The sequence below is a fragment of the Nostoc sp. 'Peltigera membranacea cyanobiont' 210A genome (assembly GCF_002246015.1).
Classification (GTDB): Bacteria; Cyanobacteriota; Cyanobacteriia; order Cyanobacteriales; family Nostocaceae; genus Nostoc.
In genome coordinates this window covers 1,144,073-1,160,488 of the sequence record NZ_NOLJ01000001.1, presented here as the reverse complement: position 1 = coordinate 1,160,488, position 16,416 = coordinate 1,144,073, and the positions used below count along the sequence as shown (strand labels likewise).

Below are 16,416 nucleotides of genomic sequence, written 5' to 3'. Positions count from 1 at the left end.
CTTACCATCACACGCATCACACTTATCTTCAATTACCATCCCCAATCCCCTAAATTGCAAATTTTTATTAAGACACTTTAATATATCTTAATATTTAGCGAAGTTTCACAAGACCCCAGCGGTTTGCTAGATTGTAGAAGCAAATTACTTTGGGCTAGGCAATGTGCAAGTTCAGAGCCACTTCCATTGCATAAGGGTGGTTTTCCACACCTAATGGTGCGGCTAGCCCCTCTGGTTGATGGGCGAGTTTTCCTCTCCTACGTAGCACAATTGTAAAAGAGACAGCCGACTCGGCAGTGAGAAGTCTGAGCAGAGGCTTCCCCTGTTCCTAACTTCTATAGCTTTTGTCGTCTCCCACGAGGAAAGCACCTGTTGCTCAAGATTTGTCGGTGATTTTTGTAAAAGGTAAAGGGTAAAATCAGTTATTAACAAAAATTAATTTTATCTTCTGCCTGCCTTCCGGCAAGCCACCCTCTAACAGGATAATGTATTGCTCTTGCATATTTGTAGGCAAAACACTTAATCCATAGGGTAGCAAGTGACCGTGAATGACGTTCTACTGACTTCTGCTTTCTTCCCTCTAACTTTTACCTTTGCTATATGGCCCGCGACTATTATGAAATCCTGGGTGTCTCTCGTGACACTGACAAAGAAGAAATCAAACAAGCCTATCGCCGTCTAGCCCGGAAGTATCACCCAGATGTGAACAAAGAACCGGGGGCGGAGGATCGCTTTAAAGAAATTAACCGCGCTTATGAGGTACTCTCAGAACCCGAAACCCGCGCTCGTTACGATCGCTTTGGCCCAGAGGGTGTATCGGGTGCTGCTGGCGCGGGCTTTCAAGATGTCGGCGATATGGGTGGTTTTGCCGATATCTTTGAAAGCATTTTTAGTGGCTTTGCTGGCGGTATGGGTAATCCCACGCAACAAAGACGGCGCAGTGGGCCTGCGAGGGGTGATGACCTGCGGCTAGACCTGAAGTTAGACTTTCGGGAAGCGATATTTGGTGGCGAAAAAGAAATTCGCATTTCCCATCTAGAAAATTGTGAAGTTTGTAGCGGTTCTGGTGCTAAACCTGGAACCCGCCCTCGGACTTGTTCGACTTGTGGCGGTTCGGCTCAAGTACGCCGTGTGACTAGAACGCCCTTTGGCAGTTTCACCCAAGTCTCGACTTGTCCCACCTGTAATGGAACAGGGATGGTAATTGAAGATAAGTGTGATGCGTGTGATGGTAAGGGCGCAAATCAAGTCACAAAGAAACTCAAAATTACCATTCCAGCTGGGGTGGATAATGGCACACGTTTGCGGATTTCTAGTGAAGGAGATGCTGGCCAACGTAGTGGCCCTCCTGGGGATTTATACGTTTACTTGTTCGTGAATGAGGACGAGGAATTCCAACGGGATGGAATTAATATTCTCTCGGAAATCAAAGTTAGCTACCTGCAAGCGATTTTAGGTTGTCGGTTAGAGGTAGATACAGTAGATGGCCCGGTAGAACTAATCATTCCAGCTGGAACTCAGCCGAATACAGTGATGAAGTTGGAAAATCGCGGCGTACCCCGTTTGGGTAATCCCGTAAGTCGTGGGGATCACATGCTGAACGTATTAATTGATATTCCTAATAAAATCACCCCAGAGGAGAGGGAACTGCTGGAGAAGCTAGCTAAAATTAAGGGCGATCGCACTGGTAAAGGCGGTCTAGAAGGATTCTTGGGAAATTTATTTAAGTGATGATGCCTTCTTCTGTTTTAACTCCCGATGCTCAACTTGATTTACGCGGCACCCCTTGCCCAATTAATTTCGTGCGGACAAAACTACGTCTGGAGAAAATGCCATTGGGAGGTTTGCTAGAAGTCTGGTTAGATCCTGGTGAGCCGATTGAGCAGGTTCCTGATAGTTTGACAATGGCAGGTTATCAGGTGGAACAAATTACAGACTGCACTAGTTATTTTTCTCTGTTAGTGCGCCGTCCAGTTGCTAACCAATGACAGGGGAAAACTTTGCCGCAACTGGACAGTTATTGGGTACGGTGGTGGCTGTACAGGCTAATTTTTACCGAGTACAGATGGATCAAGAGGCAGGGGAGCAGAGGAGCAGCACTTCTCTAGGAGACGCTGCGCGTAGCTTGCTTCCACGAAGTGGTACGACTACGCTCAGTGACCGGGGAGCAGAGGAGAAACTGGATTTAAATGCCTCTTTGCCCTCGCCTCCTCTGCTGCTTTGTACTCGGCGAACACGTCTGAAAAAAATCGGGCAACAGGTGATGGTAGGCGATCGCGTTGTGGTAGAAGAGCCAGATTGGGCTGGAGGACGCGGTGCGATCGCTGAGGTTTTACCCCGACAAAGTGAGTTAGATCGTCCGGCGATCGCCAATGTCAATCAAATCCTATTGGTATTTGCCGTAGCCGATCCGCCTTTGGAACCTTATCAACTCAGTCGGTTTCTAATTAAGGCTGAGTCTACTGGCTTGGATGTACTTTTATGCTTGAATAAAAGTGATTTAATTTCACCGCAGGAACAACAACAAGTTAGCGATCGCCTGCTCGGTTGGGGCTATCAGCCGATATTTATCAGTGTTAAAGATGGCATAAATACTGAACAAGCAGCCAGATATTTGAGCAATAAAATTACCGTCATCGCTGGGCCGTCTGGCGTTGGTAAATCCAGCCTGATTAATACGCTAATTGACTCTGCCAAGCTGCGAGTCGGAGAAGTTTCTGGCAAACTGGCTCGTGGTCGTCATACGACTCGCCATATAGAATTATTTGAGTTACCTAGTGGTGGTTTACTGGCAGATACTCCCGGTTTTAATCAGCCGGATATGGATTGTATACCAGAAGAATTAATCCATTATTTCCCAGAAGCCAGAAAGCGGTTAGCAGTTGCTAGCTGTCGGTTTAATGATTGTCTGCATCGAGACGAGCCTGAGTGTGTGGTGCAGGGAGACTGGGAACGATACGAACATTATTTAGAATTTTTGGACGCTGCGATCGCTCATCAAACACAGCTACACCAACAAGCCGATCCAGAATCTACCATGAAGTTAAAAAGCAAAAGCAAAGGCAAAGGGCAGAGTCAATACGAACCCAAGTTAGAAAGTAAAAAATATCGCCGAATTTCTCGGAAGACTCAGTTACAAGACTTGCAAGAGTTATATCGGGATGAAGAATAAAGGAGTGTGAGCGCACTTCTATGCAAAGGTTGGTCACGATAGCATAGATACAAACATAAAAACTATCTTCTATGTCTCAGCCCCTTGCTGCCACCTCTAGTTTAGAAGATGTCACTGAGAGTATAATTTTCCCACCAGGTGATATCTATAGTGACGAACCCCCCTTGGAATCTGACTTACACCGCGAACAAATCGATTTACTCATCCGCCTGATTAAATGGTGGTGGCGCGATCGCGAGGATTTTTATGCTACCGGCAACCTGACAATCTATTTCAGTCCCAACCAGAAAAAGTCAGAAGAATTTCGAGGGCCGGATTTCTTTGTGGTTTTAGATACAGAAAAAAAAGACCGCAAAAGCTGGGTTGTGTGGCAAGAAGATGGCAAATACCCCAATGTGATTATTGAGCTATTATCTAATTCCACTGCCTCAGTTGATAAAGGTTTAAAAAAGCAAATTTACCAGAATACATTTCGCACTCCAGATTACTTTTGGTTTGACCCAAACAACCTAGAATTACAGGGATTTCACTTAGTTGATGGGCAATATCAAGACCTTGCGCCTACTGAATCAGGTTGGTTGTGGAGTCAGCAGTTAGGGCTGTATTTGGCAGTATATTTGGGCAAATTACGCTTTTTTACACCAGATGGACAGCTGGTTATGTTGCCAGAGGAAGAAGCAAATCAACAGTTACAGCAGGTAAACCAACAGTTAGAGCAAACTAATCAACAACTAGAACAAGAACGTCAACGGGCTGCAATCTTGGCAGAACGCTTACGAGCCGCAGGTATTGATCCTGAGCAAATATTCTGAAAAATAGAATTTTATCTCTAAACTAGGCATAGAAAAATAGTGCTATGAACCAAACAATATCTGATCAAGTCCGTTGGACAACCTCAGACTTAGAATTACTCACAACTGACGAATGGAAGCGCTATGAGATTATTGACGGAGAGCTATTTGTGACTAGAGCGCCTCACTGGAAACATCAAGGGACTGCGGGCAATATATGCTTAGAATTACAACTTTGGTCTCGCTCTAGTGGGCTAGGGGAAACCCGTCAAACTCCCGGCATAATTTTTACAGATGCCGATAATGTCATACCCGATCTAGTTTGGATTAGTCATGAGCGTTTAGCACAACTGCTAGATGACGAAGGGCATTTGAGAGGAGCGCCAGAACTCATTGTGGAAGTGCTTTCTCCTGGGACAACTAACGAACGTCGAGATCGAGAAGCCAAGCTGAAACTATACTCATCCACAGGAGTCCAAGAATATTGGATTGCAAATTGGCAATTACAGCAGCTAGAAGTTTATCGCCGAGAAGCTGCCCAATTAAAACTGATCGCAACCTTGTTGGCTGATGACGAAATCACATCACCACTGTTAATAGGTTTCGGCGTTCGAGTTCAACGTTTTTTTATATAATTCTGGCGTAGGCGTAGCCCGCTGTAGGCATCGCTCATCAAACTCAGCTGCACCAACAAACTAGGCAAAGGGCAAAGCCAGTAGGAACCCAAGTTAGAAAGTAAAAAATACTGCCAGATTTCTCGGAAGACTCAGTTATAGATGACGTTTTTTTAAACCAAAGTGAGTCTCCCACAGAAACGCACTTTAACCCAGAATATTGCCAGAAGAAGAAGCAAACCCGCAATTGAGTAAGTCGGCGATCAAAATTCAATGTATATGAAGAAATATAAATTTGAAGTAGGGTGTGTTACGCCGTAGGCTAACGCACCTTGAATTGTTGAGATTAGTTAGCTGAAAAATTGACAGAACACTTACCAGCCAAAGGTCTTGAACCGGAGTAAATATTTTCAGTGTAGGATTATACAATAAACAAATAGGCAGATTTTACAACTAGTTAATAACAAAAGGCGATGGAGGCATAACAAATTTTGTGTCCTCACAAGCACTGTAATTAACTCAATTGAAAACTATTCTTACGATCCCCATAAAGTCTTAAAATATTGTTAATTTCAGCCAAACCTCTCGACCTTCAACTTACAAGTATCACCCCAAAATCACTATGGCTATCGGCTACGTCGCGCTTGTACTCCACGCACATCTACCCTTCGTTCGTCACCCGGAAAGTGACTATGTGCTGGAGGAAGAATGGCTCTATGAAGCCATCACAGAAACCTACATCCCCTTATTGAAAGTATTTGAAGGCTTAAAGCGAGACGGTATCGACTTTAAAATCACGATGAGTATGACACCCCCTTTAGTGTCGATGCTTCGCGATCCTTTGCTTCAAGAACGCTACGAAGCACACTTAGCTCAACTAGAAGAACTTATAGCACTAGAAGCAGAACATAATGTCAACAACGGGCATCTCCGTTATTTAGCCGAACATTACGCGACTGAGTTTAGCGAAGCGCGTCAGCTATGGGAACGCTACGGCGGGGACTTGGTGACAGCTTTTAAGAAGTTCCAAGATAGTAACAACCTAGAAATCATCACTTGCGGCGCTACTCACGGCTATTTACCGTTGATGAAAATGTATCCGCAAGCAGTGTGGGCACAAATTCAGGTAGCGTGCGAACATTACGAACAAACTTTTGGAAAAGCACCCAGAGGCATTTGGTTGCCGGAATGTGCCTACTATGAAGGTTTAGAGCGGATGCTAGCTGATGCTGGGTTACGCTATTTCCTCACTGATGGGCATGGCATCCTTTACGCCCGTCCCCGTCCGCGTTTTGGCACTTATGCGCCAATTTATACAGAAACTGGTGTTGCTGTCTTTGGTCGAGATCATGAATCTTCCCAACAGGTATGGTCTTCTGAGGTGGGCTATCCTGGGGCGGCGGAATATCGAGAATTTTACAAAGATTTGGGCTGGGAAGCAGAATATGAGTACATCAAGCCCTATATTATGCCCAATGGTCAACGGAAAAATACGGGCATCAAGTATCACAAAATTACAGGCCGTGGCTTAGGTCTATCAGATAAGGCACTCTACGATCCTTATTGGGCTAGAGAAAAGGCAGCAGAACACGCTGATAACTTTATGTATAACCGAGAGCGGCAATCTGAGCATCTCTATGGTATAATGCAGCGACCGCCAGTAATCGTTTCGCCTTATGACGCAGAGTTATTTGGACATTGGTGGTATGAAGGCCCTTGGTTCATTGATTACCTATTCCGCAAATCGTGGTATGACCAAAAAACATATCAAATGACCCATTTAGCAGACTATTTGCGAGATCAGCCAACTCAGCAAGTGTGTCGTCCTTCGCAGTCGAGTTGGGGTTTCAAGGGTTTCCATGAGTATTGGTTGAATGAAACGAATGCGTGGATTTATCCGCATTTGCACAAAGCTGCTGAACGGATGATTGAAATCTCCCATCTGGAACCAGAAGATGAGTTGGGGGAAAAAGCATTGAACCAAGCAGCGCGGGAATTGTTATTAGCACAATCTTCCGACTGGGCTTTTATTATGCGGACGGGAACTATGGTACCTTATGCAGTTAGACGGACGCGATCGCACCTAATGCGGTTTAATAAGCTCTATGAAGACGTTAAAGTTGGCAAAATTGATAGTGGTTGGCTCGAAAAAGTCGAGTTAATGGATAATATCTTCCCCGAAATCAACTATCGCGTCTACCGTCCGTTGTAGTAGTAGGGTGGGCAATGCCCACCTTATAGGGGGTATCATTATTTGCCACGCCAAATCAAACCTTTTGAAGTCCTGAATGCAGGTTTTTACAAACATCCTGCCTCAATGCCCAATAGCCCCACAATTTTAAAACATCCTGTTAGGGACTACAACTAATGGATTGAATACCATTAGTTGAAACTGAAACATCTACTTTGTATTCTGCTGGGCATGTTTCAACTGAGTTACCTTTTATAAGTTTGATTTCCTGTGAAAGTCGGCAACTTTTAAACTGTGCTTTATCATCAAAAGATATAGATTTTTCGGCTTGGCACTCAAAATTAGATGATCCGGAATTGGGGCTGGAAACCTGTACATTCATATCTTGGCCAAGAATGCAACTTGCCAACGAACCATTTTCATAATTACTAATTGTCCCAGCTTCACATACAACTGACGCTTGAGCAGGCAGAGAAACAGCAAAATTGATTGAAAATAAACCTAAAGAAGAAGTTAAAACTGCCAAAACTTTAGACGAGAATTTCATAAAAAATACTGATTAGTAGAATAAAAGCTGTTACTTCATTTATACTTGATTGCTCTTAAACACTGATAGAGCAAAGATACTGATTTTGCTTTAAAGTTTCTGTGAACAGTTTAGCTATCTGCTTATTTCGATTTGACGGCAAAACCGGAGAAGTTTACATTCTATCTGCGGATGAACTGCAAATCATTGTTTATCGCAATGGCGAATGGGAGTTTGTCAATGAACCCGAATTATGAGCAAATGAGTTTTACAGAGTTGAGAGCTTATGTTGTAGAAAACCGTGAAGATATTGAAGCTCTACGTTTTTTAATGAGCAAACGTGACCCTAATTCTAAAGGCTATCCTATGCCTGTGACGGAAGCTGATATGCAAGCCCAGATGGAAATCATCAGGCGTAAGATTAACGGAGAACTTTGAGATTATTGTCTAATTTAGTAAGCATAATTAGGGTGGGTAAATCATACTCACCCTATTATTATTAGCACTGCCGGATTTAGCTAAAGGCTATCTGGATCAATATTTAATTCTCGAAGTTTAGCAGCTAATCTTTGCGTTTTCTCTTCTGCGGTTTGTCGTGCAGCTACTTCCTCTTCATGAGTTAACAGTGTTTGACCTGTAGCTGGATTGTAAAAACGTAGTTTTCCTGCTTCCAAGCGTAACTCTAGTCCCAAAACTTCACTGGCTAGAGACACTGTAGCATCTGGCAAGGTATTTGTTGCCACTGGGAAATAATTTCCATCGACCAAGTGTAAACCCTGGAGTTGGGGATTGAGATAATCGCCTGTGGGGTCATATTGGAAATATTCACGCACTCCCAAAAAGGCGTAAATTCCTTTCTTTGCACCTTGGTCTTTGCTGCGGGTGCTTTTTGAGGTAATTTCTAGAACAAAATCTGGGGTTTGATTATCTTCTTCCCAGGTTTTGTAAGAGCGTCTGTCACGGTTTTCCACTCCAAACACCACAAATACATCTGGGGCTACAACTGATTCTGGATAACCTTTTTCGTAGTAAATAAATAGATTACCAGCGACGTATACATCTGGGTGATTTTGGAAATAAATCCTTAGCACATTTCTTGCATAAGTCAAGTAACTGCACTGGATATCACCTTCAGCCATAGGCTTACCGTCCTCATCTGGGTACTCAATCGGCGTAACGGGGATATACTCTACTGAGGCTGTCATGGGTAGTACCTCACTCAACTAGGGCTAGATTCAATACTATCGCTCAAAAACCTGTCGCCATGACTGGGAGGCTGAGAAATCACGATAAATTCCAGATTGCGTATGCGTAGCCCGTCGTAGACATCGCTGCTTAGTCCGAGTTCCTGTGGTTCGGCACCCATAAAACGCTACCAGTGCCATCCACCCAGGTTCTACGGAATCAACCGATCTGCGCGTAGTTGCTCGAACAGGTCAAAAAACGACTCGTCCGTTTTCTGGTATGTGGCGAAGCCGAGTTTGCGGCTCTTCGACATGTCGGTCATGACCTCAATCGGACGCCCAAGATCGAGATCGGTGTGCCATGCAGACGATAGACGGCTCAGATCCGGCTCGGCGAGGTCATGCTGCTTTGCGATCTCGCGCCAGACAGCACCTTCATTCGCCATTTCGGCTTCGAGCGGGTGGGTTGTGCCGTCGAAGCCGATGGGATCGATGCCGAACCAGTCAGCTAGCCGCTCCCACAACCATATCCAGCGGAAGATGTCGCCATTGACGACGTTAAACGCCTCGTTATGGGCCGCTTCGGTCTTCGCCGCCCAGACTAGGTGCTTCGCCAGCACCCGCGCGTCGGTCATGTCGGAGATGCCCTTCCACTGCGCTTCAGAACCTGGCCAGCGGAACGGGCGCCCGGTTTCCTTGCAGATTGAGGCATACACGGCCAGCGTCGTGCCGAGGTTCATCAAATTATTGCCGACCGCCTTTCCAATGACAGTGTGAGGGCGATGAATGCTCCAAGTGAAACCGTCACGGGCGGCGGCGGCATAAACCTCATCTTCCTGAGCATAATAGAAATTTTCGATGTCGAGCCGGGGCTGCTCCTCGCGCAATGGAGTTTCTGGCAGCGATCCGCCCCTGGCGTATGCATCGAATGGCCCGAGATAGTGCTTGAGGCCGGTGACGAGGGCGACGTGCTGCACTGAGTCCTTCGGTGACAGAACATCCAGCAGATTGCGAACCATCGTGCCGTTGACCCTGACATTCTCAGCCTCGGTTGCATTACGCATCCACGTCGTGATGAAGATGTGCGTCGGGGCAATGTCTGACAGCGCAGTTTTCAGGCTAGCTAGATCGAGCAGATCGGCAGCAACAGGGCGTAACCCTTCCACCCCTTTTTTAAGATTTCGGGCCAACCCATAGGTTGTCCATCCATTCGCGATCAGTTCTCTTGCAAGATTGCTGCCGATGATGCCGCTCGCGCCCACAACTAAGGCTGTCCCATCCATATTGTGTCTACCAGTAGGGAAATTTTCTATAGCAATCCTAAGCCCCAAATTTCCAGGCTTCGTATAACTAACGTTAAAAAAGACAGGCAAGATGCCTGTCCTACAAGTAATAATTTAGCAAAGAATTTAGAAATTCATCTCAGCAGCTTGAACTTTTTCAACCTGCTTCTTCTTCAGCACCAGCATAACTTGGGCTAACATTACAAGAGCGATGAACGCAATCATCCATTTGACTCTAGAAGCGTCTTGCAAGACGATTTCTGCATCTTGTTGACCGAATCCACCGACGTTCGGGTTGCTGGTCAAAGCATCACCAGTCTTAACTGCTTGACCTTCGGAAACAAGCAGGTCTGGCCCTAAAGGAATCGTATCAACGACAACATTACCCGATTCAGGTTGGATGTTGACTAGATATTTAACGTTACCGTCTCCATCTTCCTCTTTGGCAATCTTGGTAATTGTGCCAGTAGCGGAAGCGTTGTAAACAGCGTTATTGCTCTTTTCACCTGTGGGATAAACTTGTCCGCGTCCCCGATTACCACCTACGTGAACTGAATATTTACCGAAGTGGATGTTTTTGTCGGTTGCGGGGTTGGGAGAAAGAACTGGGAAGACGATTTCCTGATACTGTTCGCCAGGTAAAGGGCCGACGATGACGACGTTATCTTTGTCTTCGCTGTAGGGTTGGTAGAAAGTGTCGCCAACTTCTTCTTTAAGTTCTTCGGAAAGACGGTCTTCAGGAGCAATCTTAAAGCCTTCGGGTAGCATCAGTACAGCACCGACGTTCAAGCCAACCTTAGAACCATCAGCACCAACTTGCTGGGCGCTTAGATCGTAGGGGATTTTCACCACAGCTTTGAATACAGTGTCAGGTAGCACCGATTGGGGAACTTCCACTTCTGTAACCTTGGCGGCTAGGTGACAGTTGGCACAAACAATTCGCCCTGTTGGTTCGCGGGGGGTTTCGGGATAGGTTTGCTGTGCCCAAAAGGGATAGGCGGCAGCTGATTGGGGAAGGGCTAGATCGCTGGTGAAGTAAAATGTCACAGTGGCGATCGCTATGAGCAATGTTTTTACAATCGCTCTAGCACTGCGAGTTAATCTCGCTGTTAGGAAAACATTTCTCATCTCTATAAGGGCGACAATTGAATTAGTCATTAGTCATTGGTCATTAGTCATTAGTCATTAAGCCTTGAACGAAGGACGAATGACTAAGGACTAAGAACAAAATTATTAACCCCACCAAGGTGCATCACCTGTGCGGAAGTCGGTTTCAGTCCAAGGGGTTAAAACGATTTTGTCGTCGGTTACGTTGGTATGGGCCAAAGGTAAAGACAGAGGTGCTGGCCCCCGAACAACCTTACCAGTTTCGTCATACTGGGAACCATGACAAGGACACTTAAACTTGTTCTCTGCAACGTTCCAGGGGACTACACAACCTAAGTGGGTGCAGATGGCATTAATGCCATAATCTTTGATCGCTTCTTTGCTGTCTACCACAATATAGGTAGGATCTCCCTTTAGCCCTTGGACTAGGTTGCGATCGCCTGCATTCCGGTTTTCGAGAAATTTAGTGACGCTAACATCGTTACCTAGCTCGTCTTTTGCCGTTACACCACCACCAGCACCACCAGCAGCAGGTGGAATAAAGTACTTGACAACGGGATACAATGCACCCAGAGCTACTCCAGTGACAGTCCCAAAAGTGAGCAGATTCATGAACTGACGACGCCCCATATCGGGCACGTCTGCTGATTCAGAAAATTGAGCCATAATCTACGCGCTCTTTGTGTATTTTGTTAAGCATTTTGACAAAAGTACTAGTACTTGAGCAACTTTTGTCTAAGTCGAAATGCTAGCGCTCACAACGATGCCATACTTCTTTGTTCCAAGATATAAAAAGCATCTTTTCTGTTAGCATTACATTTCTTTATATCCTTATCATACTGGAGTCACGGAACTTAACATCATAACTAAATGTAAAATCTGATTGAGAAAAGCTATGACAGGACAGGAATTACGTCAGATGTTGCTTGATAAGTGGGGATATTCTTACGATGTCCAGTTCCGGCGGGCACAGGGAAAGATATTTTTGCAAGTAATGTGGAAATATCTGGAGCAAGCTTCTTTTCCCTTGAGTGAGGCGGAGTACCAAGAACATCTCGATAGCATTGCTAATTATCTTCATGCCTTGGGTGGGTCAACACAGGTACAAACATATATTACCCAAACACGCGATCGCCCCCGACTCGGCAAAGCCGTCAGCATTCCTCTAGATTTGGGTGAACGCTCTTCAGAATGGATATTATAACCAGGTTTTTCTTCCTTTTCCCCTCTCTAGTAATAGCTAATTAAAGTGATTCCAGGCAATTCTCCTTGTCTGAATTTTTAACTTATATTCACAACTTTTTGTTCACAACTTTTTAATTGCAAAACCGCTTATCTTAGCTATGCAGCCACCAAATCCTATCTCACTCTCCGCGCTGACCCCTTCAGTACTGACAGCTTTAGAAGTATACAGTGATGAATCGGTGTATGCTCCCGGTTATATTCAGCCGCATGGAATGTTGCTGATGCTGCAAGAGCCAGACCTCACAATCTTGCAGATTAGTGAAAATGTGGAACAATTTTTTGGTATTTCGGCACAAGCATTGCTGGGTCAACCCTTACAACGATTGTTTTCCCACGCTCAAGTGCAGCGACTTGCTGCCTACTTAGCTGAAGACAACCTAGAGCTTTGCAATCTGTTTAAGCTAAAAACGCGGCGGAGGGTTGACCAGACTGGTTTGCAACGGAAAAGTCAGACATTCAGAGGTATGATGTACCGGATGGTAGATGGGTTGACCCTGGAACTAGAACCTCAGCGATCCATTAAAAGCACCCATTCAATCCAATTTTATCACCGCCTGGAAACCGCGATCGCTAATCTCCGTAATGCCACCAACCTGACGAATCTGGCTCAAACCCTTGCCAGAGAGGTGAAAGCAATGACTGGGTTTGATCGAGTTATGATCTACCGCTTTGAGGCAGACGAGAGTGGTGTGGTGATTGCGGAGGAGAAACCGAAGCATCTAGAAAGCTACCTGGGACTGCACTATTTGATGATAGACATTCCCGCGCCAGCCCGTAAGTTATTTTACCGCAGCTGGATGCGATTTATTCCCGATATCAATTACACCCCTGTCAAACTGATTCCCACTAACTATCCTCTGACGAATACACCCCTTGATCTGAGTAATTCTGTGTTACGAGGAGTGTATCCCTGTCACATTGAATACTTACAGAATATGGGGGTTGCTGGGTCGATGACGATTTCGTTGATCAACGACAAACGCCTCTGGGGATTAATTGCCTGTCACCACTACAGCCCTCAACTAGTGGATTATGAAACTCGCAAAGCCTGTGAATTTTTAGGACAGTTTGCCTCCATCGAACTAGTGCATCAGCAAGAACGAGAATTGCATGTTTACCAAAGGCAGGTGAAAGCGATTGAGCATGAACTACAACAGACGTTCTTGCACGAGTCCAATTTTATTGAGCAAGTGTTGACCCGAAATACTTCTCAATTGCTGGATCTAGTTCATGCTCAAGGAGCCGCGATTTTGCTTGACGGTCATTTGACATTAGTTGGTCAAACGCCATCAGTTACGGAGGTGCAGGAGCTTGTGGCGTGGTTGGTGCAACACAAGAGGGAATCAGTGTTTGCTACTGATTCCCTCTCACGTTTATATCCAGAAGCAAGGGCATTCAAAGATCAAGCCAGCGGCCTCCTGGCAATTTCCATCTTATTGAACCATGTTAAACAAAAGTCTTACCACATTCTCTGGTTTCGACCGGAGCAAATCCAGACGGTGAATTGGGCAGGCAACCCCCAGGATGCAATCACAACCAAGGAAATTCGAGAGATGGAATTGTGTGCCCGGAAGTCGTTTGAAATGTGGAAAGAAACCGTGCGGGAAACAAGTTTACCTTGGGAGGTTGCGGAATTGGAAGCCGCTACTGAGATGCGAAATATGCTGATATTGGTGGTGCTAGAGTTTTCCCAGACAGCCCTAAAACAAGCCGCAGAACAAGCTGCGATCGCCAGCCGCGCCAAAAGCCAGTTCCTTGCTAAAATGAGCCACGAACTGCGGACTCCCCTCAATGCCATTTTGGGATTTACTCAGTTGATGAATCGCAATGAGAAGATTCCATCTGAGTTTCAAGAGGATTTAGGCATCATCAGCCGTAGTGGAAAACACTTGCTAACTCTGATCAACGATGTGCTGGAAATGTCCAAAATTGAAGCGGGTCAGTTACAGTTAACGGAAAGCTGTTTTGATTTGCATCACCTAATCTACTCTATTAGAGATATGGTTGGTCTCAAAGCTTTAGAGAAAGGAATTGATTTGCTGATAGAGCAGCATAAGAGCGTTCCTCGCTATGTATATGGTGACGAGTCAAAACTGCTCCAAATTCTGCTCAACCTATTAAGCAATGCAATCAAATTTACGACAAAAGGCAGTGTCACTCTGCGATTAGAAGCTTTGACTACGAGAGTGGGCAGCGTCAACTTACTTGATGCAATTTCTACACATAATTCCCAACCAATCATCACCCTTCACCTGGAAGTTGAAGACACTGGATGTGGTATCGCTCAGTCCGATATGGAGACTGTGTTTAAACCATTTACGCAAACAGAACTAGGTCGCCATGCTCAAGGTACAGGCTTAGGCTTATCGATTAGTCGTCAATTTGCGCGTTTAATGGGTGGCGATATTACAGTGCGAAGCATCCTAAATCAGGAGTCAATCTTCATTTGTGAGATTTTACTGAGTCTGGTAAGCTCAGTAGATATCATCGCGTCGGAAACGACTCGCACTGTTATCGGTCTAGAAGCGGGACAGCCCACTTATCGGATTCTGGTGGCGGAAGACTTGAGAGAAAATCGCCAGTTGCTCGTCAGGCTATTGGAATCAGTTGGATTTGAGGTCTATGCAACCGAGAACGGAAAAGAAGCGATCGCTCTGTGGTCAGAATGGCATCCCCACCTGATTTTAATGGACATTCAAATGCCCGTGATGGATGGCTACGAGACTACCCGGCAAATTCGAGGGAGTCAGGGAGGTAAAGACGTGGTAATTATTGCGCTGACAGCCTATGCCTTTGAGGAGGACTACACCACCAGCACTCAGGTAGGTTGCAACGACCACATCACCAAACCATTTCTAGAAAGTGTCCTATTTGATAAGATGGCACACTACTTGGGAGTCCGCTACCGCTACCGCGAAGAAGCTTTACCGAGGTTAGATCAGCAAACCTTATCTCAGAAATCCCTAACCGCCCAAGATTTACAAGTAATGTCGCCAGAGTGGATTATTCAGGTTCATCAAGCAACTCTGGATCTCAACGATACCGAACTCTATAATCTCATTACTCAAATCCCTAACGAGGAGCAAGTTCTTGCCAATGCTCTGAAATATCTAGTCGATAACTTTCAATTGGAGGCGATTGCAACTTTAAGCCAAACTCACGAAAAAGACTATGGCTAATTTTCTTAAATCCCCTTCGGAAACAAATATCCTAATCGTGGACGATGCCCCCGACAATCTACGGTTGTTAATCAAAATATTAGAGTCGCAGGGTTATATCATCCGTAAATCCCTCAACGGGAGAATGGCATTACAAGCTGCTTATCGACATCCGCCGGATCTGATTCTGCTTGACATATTTATGCCCGAAATGAATGGCTTTGAAGTTTGCCAACAGTTGAAAGCATCAAAAATAACAGAGCAAATTCCCATTATTTTTATTAGTATCCTTGACCAAATCAATGATAAAGTACACGCATTTGAACTAGGTGGACAAGACTATATCACCAAGCCCTTTCAAGAACTTGAAGTGCTAATGCGAGTCAGGAACCAGCTACTCATCAAACAGCAATACCAACAACTTCTTGAACAAAATCAACGCCTAGAGCATGAAATTCAGGAACGCCTGAAGGCTGAAGCAGAGGTCAGGCAGCTATCCCTAACTGATGAGTTGACAGGAGTATATAATCGACGTGGTTTCTTTTTGTTGGGAAATCAGCAATTCAAAATTGCCCAACGCACACAAATGTTCTGCTGTCTTTTGTTTGTTGATTTAGATGGTTTAAAGCAGATTAATGACTCTCTAGGTCATAAAATAGGAGACAGAATGCTCCTTGACACAGCCCAATTACTAAAGCAAACCTTCCGTGAATCAGATATTATTGCCCGTATCGGAGGAGATGAGTTTGTAATCTTAGTTTCTGTCTACTCCAGGAGTACAGACGAATTTTATCTTCGATTGCAAGCAAATCTTGAGCGCTATAATCAAGAGCATAATTATTCGTATAAATTATCTATAAGTGTTGGTGTGACACAATGCGCCTTAAATGAAAACCTTTCACTAGAACAATTGATAGAAGAGGCTGACAAGCTAATGTATGAGCAGAAAAGTGCTAAACGCCTCGTAGATCAAACCAACAAAGCAACGCAATTTTGTGAGGTCAAAGAAAAAACAAGCGATGCTTATGATAATGCTAGCTGAAAACACTGGAGAAACAGGAACGTAGTTCCGTATTTAGTGCTTCTCCCAGGGGGAGACGCTGCGCCAACCAGAATGTCTAAGTTAAATGATTTTAATCCATACA

The 16,416-nt window shown here is 45.0% G+C and carries 16 protein-coding genes and 1 pseudogene; 11 read left to right on the top strand and 6 right to left on the bottom strand.

Annotated features, from left to right (window positions below):
* The first annotated feature begins 600 nt into the window (after positions 1-600).
* The 6 genes from dnaJ to CDG76_RS04805 all read left to right on the top strand — a co-directional run bounded on the left by dnaJ (position 601) and on the right by CDG76_RS04805 (position 6,789).
* A complete protein-coding gene (gene dnaJ, locus CDG76_RS04830; protein WP_094347888.1) occupies positions 601-1,731 on the top strand; it encodes a molecular chaperone DnaJ in 1,131 nt (376 codons plus the stop codon).
* Complete coding sequence (locus CDG76_RS04825; RefSeq protein WP_094347887.1) at positions 1,731-1,988, top strand: sulfurtransferase TusA family protein; 258 nt, start codon at positions 1,731-1,733, stop codon at positions 1,986-1,988. The genes dnaJ and CDG76_RS04825 overlap by 1 nt, the downstream gene beginning before the upstream one ends.
* Entirely contained in the window at positions 1,985-3,172 is a 1,188-nt protein-coding gene (gene rsgA, locus CDG76_RS04820) for a small ribosomal subunit biogenesis GTPase RsgA (protein ID WP_094347886.1), read from the top strand. The genes CDG76_RS04825 and rsgA overlap by 4 nt, the downstream gene beginning before the upstream one ends.
* Before the next feature lie 71 nt (positions 3,173-3,243).
* Complete coding sequence (locus tag CDG76_RS04815; protein ID WP_094347885.1) at positions 3,244-3,984, top strand: Uma2 family endonuclease; 741 nt, start codon at positions 3,244-3,246, stop codon at positions 3,982-3,984.
* 44 nt (positions 3,985-4,028) lie between these two features.
* Positions 4,029-4,598, top strand: coding sequence for a Uma2 family endonuclease (locus CDG76_RS04810; protein WP_094347884.1), 570 nt, complete (start codon positions 4,029-4,031; stop codon positions 4,596-4,598).
* A gap of 601 nt (positions 4,599-5,199) precedes the next feature.
* The gene (locus CDG76_RS04805; protein WP_094347883.1) at positions 5,200-6,789 is read left to right on the top strand and encodes a glycoside hydrolase family 57 protein; all 1,590 of its coding nucleotides are present in this window, start codon (positions 5,200-5,202) and stop codon (positions 6,787-6,789) included.
* Between the two features lie 139 nt (positions 6,790-6,928).
* Here CDG76_RS04805 and CDG76_RS04800 read toward each other — a convergent pair whose 3' ends face one another.
* On the bottom strand, positions 6,929-7,315 hold the full coding sequence (locus CDG76_RS04800) for a hypothetical protein (protein ID WP_094347882.1): 387 nt from the start codon (positions 7,313-7,315) through the stop codon (positions 6,929-6,931).
* 98 nt (positions 7,316-7,413) lie between these two features.
* On the opposite strand from CDG76_RS04800, the pseudogene CDG76_RS38960 reads away from it, so the two are divergent.
* Together CDG76_RS38960 and CDG76_RS04795 are read left to right on the top strand one after the other, a co-directional pair.
* Positions 7,414-7,551: pseudogene (locus CDG76_RS38960) on the top strand (DUF6888 family protein); the annotation flags it as partial.
* The gene (locus tag CDG76_RS04795) at positions 7,535-7,732 is read left to right on the top strand and encodes a DUF6887 family protein (protein ID WP_094347881.1); all 198 of its coding nucleotides are present in this window, start codon (positions 7,535-7,537) and stop codon (positions 7,730-7,732) included. The pseudogene CDG76_RS38960 and the gene CDG76_RS04795, both read left to right, overlap by 17 nt.
* Positions 7,733-7,812: 80 nt before the next feature.
* On the opposite strand, the gene CDG76_RS04790 is transcribed toward CDG76_RS04795, so the two are convergent.
* The 5 genes from CDG76_RS04790 to petC all read right to left on the bottom strand — a co-directional run bounded on the left by CDG76_RS04790 (position 7,813) and on the right by petC (position 11,534).
* Positions 7,813-8,499 carry a Uma2 family endonuclease gene (locus CDG76_RS04790; protein WP_094347880.1) on the bottom strand — a complete coding sequence of 229 codons (687 nt, stop codon included), beginning with the start codon at positions 8,497-8,499 and terminating at the stop codon, positions 7,813-7,815.
* A gap of 14 nt (positions 8,500-8,513) precedes the next feature.
* Positions 8,514-8,660: a hypothetical protein gene (locus tag CDG76_RS37060; protein ID WP_190240760.1), complete on the bottom strand. Its 147-nt coding sequence runs from the start codon at positions 8,658-8,660 to the stop codon at positions 8,514-8,516.
* Positions 8,661-8,690: 30 nt separating this feature from the next.
* Positions 8,691-9,761, bottom strand: a complete 1,071-nt coding sequence (locus CDG76_RS04785; RefSeq protein WP_094347879.1) for an SDR family oxidoreductase — start codon at positions 9,759-9,761, stop codon at positions 8,691-8,693.
* A 126-nt stretch (positions 9,762-9,887) separates the two neighbouring features.
* Positions 9,888-10,889, bottom strand: a complete 1,002-nt coding sequence (gene petA / locus CDG76_RS04780; RefSeq protein WP_094347958.1) for a cytochrome f — start codon at positions 10,887-10,889, stop codon at positions 9,888-9,890.
* Positions 10,890-10,994: 105 nt separating this feature from the next.
* Entirely contained in the window at positions 10,995-11,534 is a 540-nt protein-coding gene (gene petC, locus CDG76_RS04775; RefSeq protein ID WP_094347878.1) for a cytochrome b6-f complex iron-sulfur subunit, read from the bottom strand.
* 229 nt (positions 11,535-11,763) lie between these two features.
* Here petC and CDG76_RS04770 point away from each other — a divergent pair, with 229 nt between their 5' ends.
* The 3 genes from CDG76_RS04770 to CDG76_RS04760 all read left to right on the top strand — a co-directional run bounded on the left by CDG76_RS04770 (position 11,764) and on the right by CDG76_RS04760 (position 16,313).
* Entirely contained in the window at positions 11,764-12,072 is a 309-nt protein-coding gene (locus CDG76_RS04770) for a DUF3067 family protein (RefSeq protein WP_094347877.1), read from the top strand.
* A 139-nt stretch (positions 12,073-12,211) separates the two neighbouring features.
* The gene (locus CDG76_RS04765; RefSeq protein ID WP_094347876.1) at positions 12,212-15,292 is read left to right on the top strand and encodes a response regulator; all 3,081 of its coding nucleotides are present in this window, start codon (positions 12,212-12,214) and stop codon (positions 15,290-15,292) included.
* Complete coding sequence (locus tag CDG76_RS04760) at positions 15,285-16,313, top strand: GGDEF domain-containing response regulator (protein ID WP_094347875.1); 1,029 nt, start codon at positions 15,285-15,287, stop codon at positions 16,311-16,313. Before CDG76_RS04765 ends, CDG76_RS04760 begins: the two co-directional genes overlap by 8 nt.
* The last annotated feature ends 103 nt before the right edge of the window (positions 16,314-16,416 follow it).

Excerpts from the sequence above, each read along its gene's own strand:
- CDG76_RS04785 (WP_094347879.1), bottom strand. The coding sequence starts at position 9,761 with ATGGATGGGACAGCCTTAGTTGTGGGCGCGAGCGGCATCATCGGCAGC.
- dnaJ (WP_094347888.1), top strand. The coding sequence starts at position 601 with ATGGCCCGCGACTATTATGAAATCCTGGGTGTCTCTCGTGACACTGAC.
- CDG76_RS37060 (WP_190240760.1), bottom strand. The coding sequence starts at position 8,660 with ATGGGTGCCGAACCACAGGAACTCGGACTAAGCAGCGATGTCTACGAC.
- CDG76_RS04770 (WP_094347877.1), top strand. The coding sequence starts at position 11,764 with ATGACAGGACAGGAATTACGTCAGATGTTGCTTGATAAGTGGGGATAT.
- CDG76_RS04760 (WP_094347875.1), top strand. The coding sequence starts at position 15,285 with ATGGCTAATTTTCTTAAATCCCCTTCGGAAACAAATATCCTAATCGTG.
- CDG76_RS04790 (WP_094347880.1), bottom strand. The coding sequence starts at position 8,499 with ATGACAGCCTCAGTAGAGTATATCCCCGTTACGCCGATTGAGTACCCA.
- CDG76_RS04815 (WP_094347885.1), top strand. The coding sequence starts at position 3,244 with ATGTCTCAGCCCCTTGCTGCCACCTCTAGTTTAGAAGATGTCACTGAG.
- CDG76_RS04765 (WP_094347876.1), top strand. The coding sequence starts at position 12,212 with ATGCAGCCACCAAATCCTATCTCACTCTCCGCGCTGACCCCTTCAGTA.
- CDG76_RS04800 (WP_094347882.1), bottom strand. The coding sequence starts at position 7,315 with ATGAAATTCTCGTCTAAAGTTTTGGCAGTTTTAACTTCTTCTTTAGGT.
- rsgA (WP_094347886.1), top strand. The coding sequence starts at position 1,985 with ATGACAGGGGAAAACTTTGCCGCAACTGGACAGTTATTGGGTACGGTG.
- CDG76_RS04825 (WP_094347887.1), top strand. The coding sequence starts at position 1,731 with ATGATGCCTTCTTCTGTTTTAACTCCCGATGCTCAACTTGATTTACGC.
- petC (WP_094347878.1), bottom strand. The coding sequence starts at position 11,534 with ATGGCTCAATTTTCTGAATCAGCAGACGTGCCCGATATGGGGCGTCGT.
- petA (WP_094347958.1), bottom strand. The coding sequence starts at position 10,889 with ATGAGAAATGTTTTCCTAACAGCGAGATTAACTCGCAGTGCTAGAGCG.
- CDG76_RS04795 (WP_094347881.1), top strand. The coding sequence starts at position 7,535 with ATGAACCCGAATTATGAGCAAATGAGTTTTACAGAGTTGAGAGCTTAT.
- CDG76_RS04810 (WP_094347884.1), top strand. The coding sequence starts at position 4,029 with ATGAACCAAACAATATCTGATCAAGTCCGTTGGACAACCTCAGACTTA.
- CDG76_RS04805 (WP_094347883.1), top strand. The coding sequence starts at position 5,200 with ATGGCTATCGGCTACGTCGCGCTTGTACTCCACGCACATCTACCCTTC.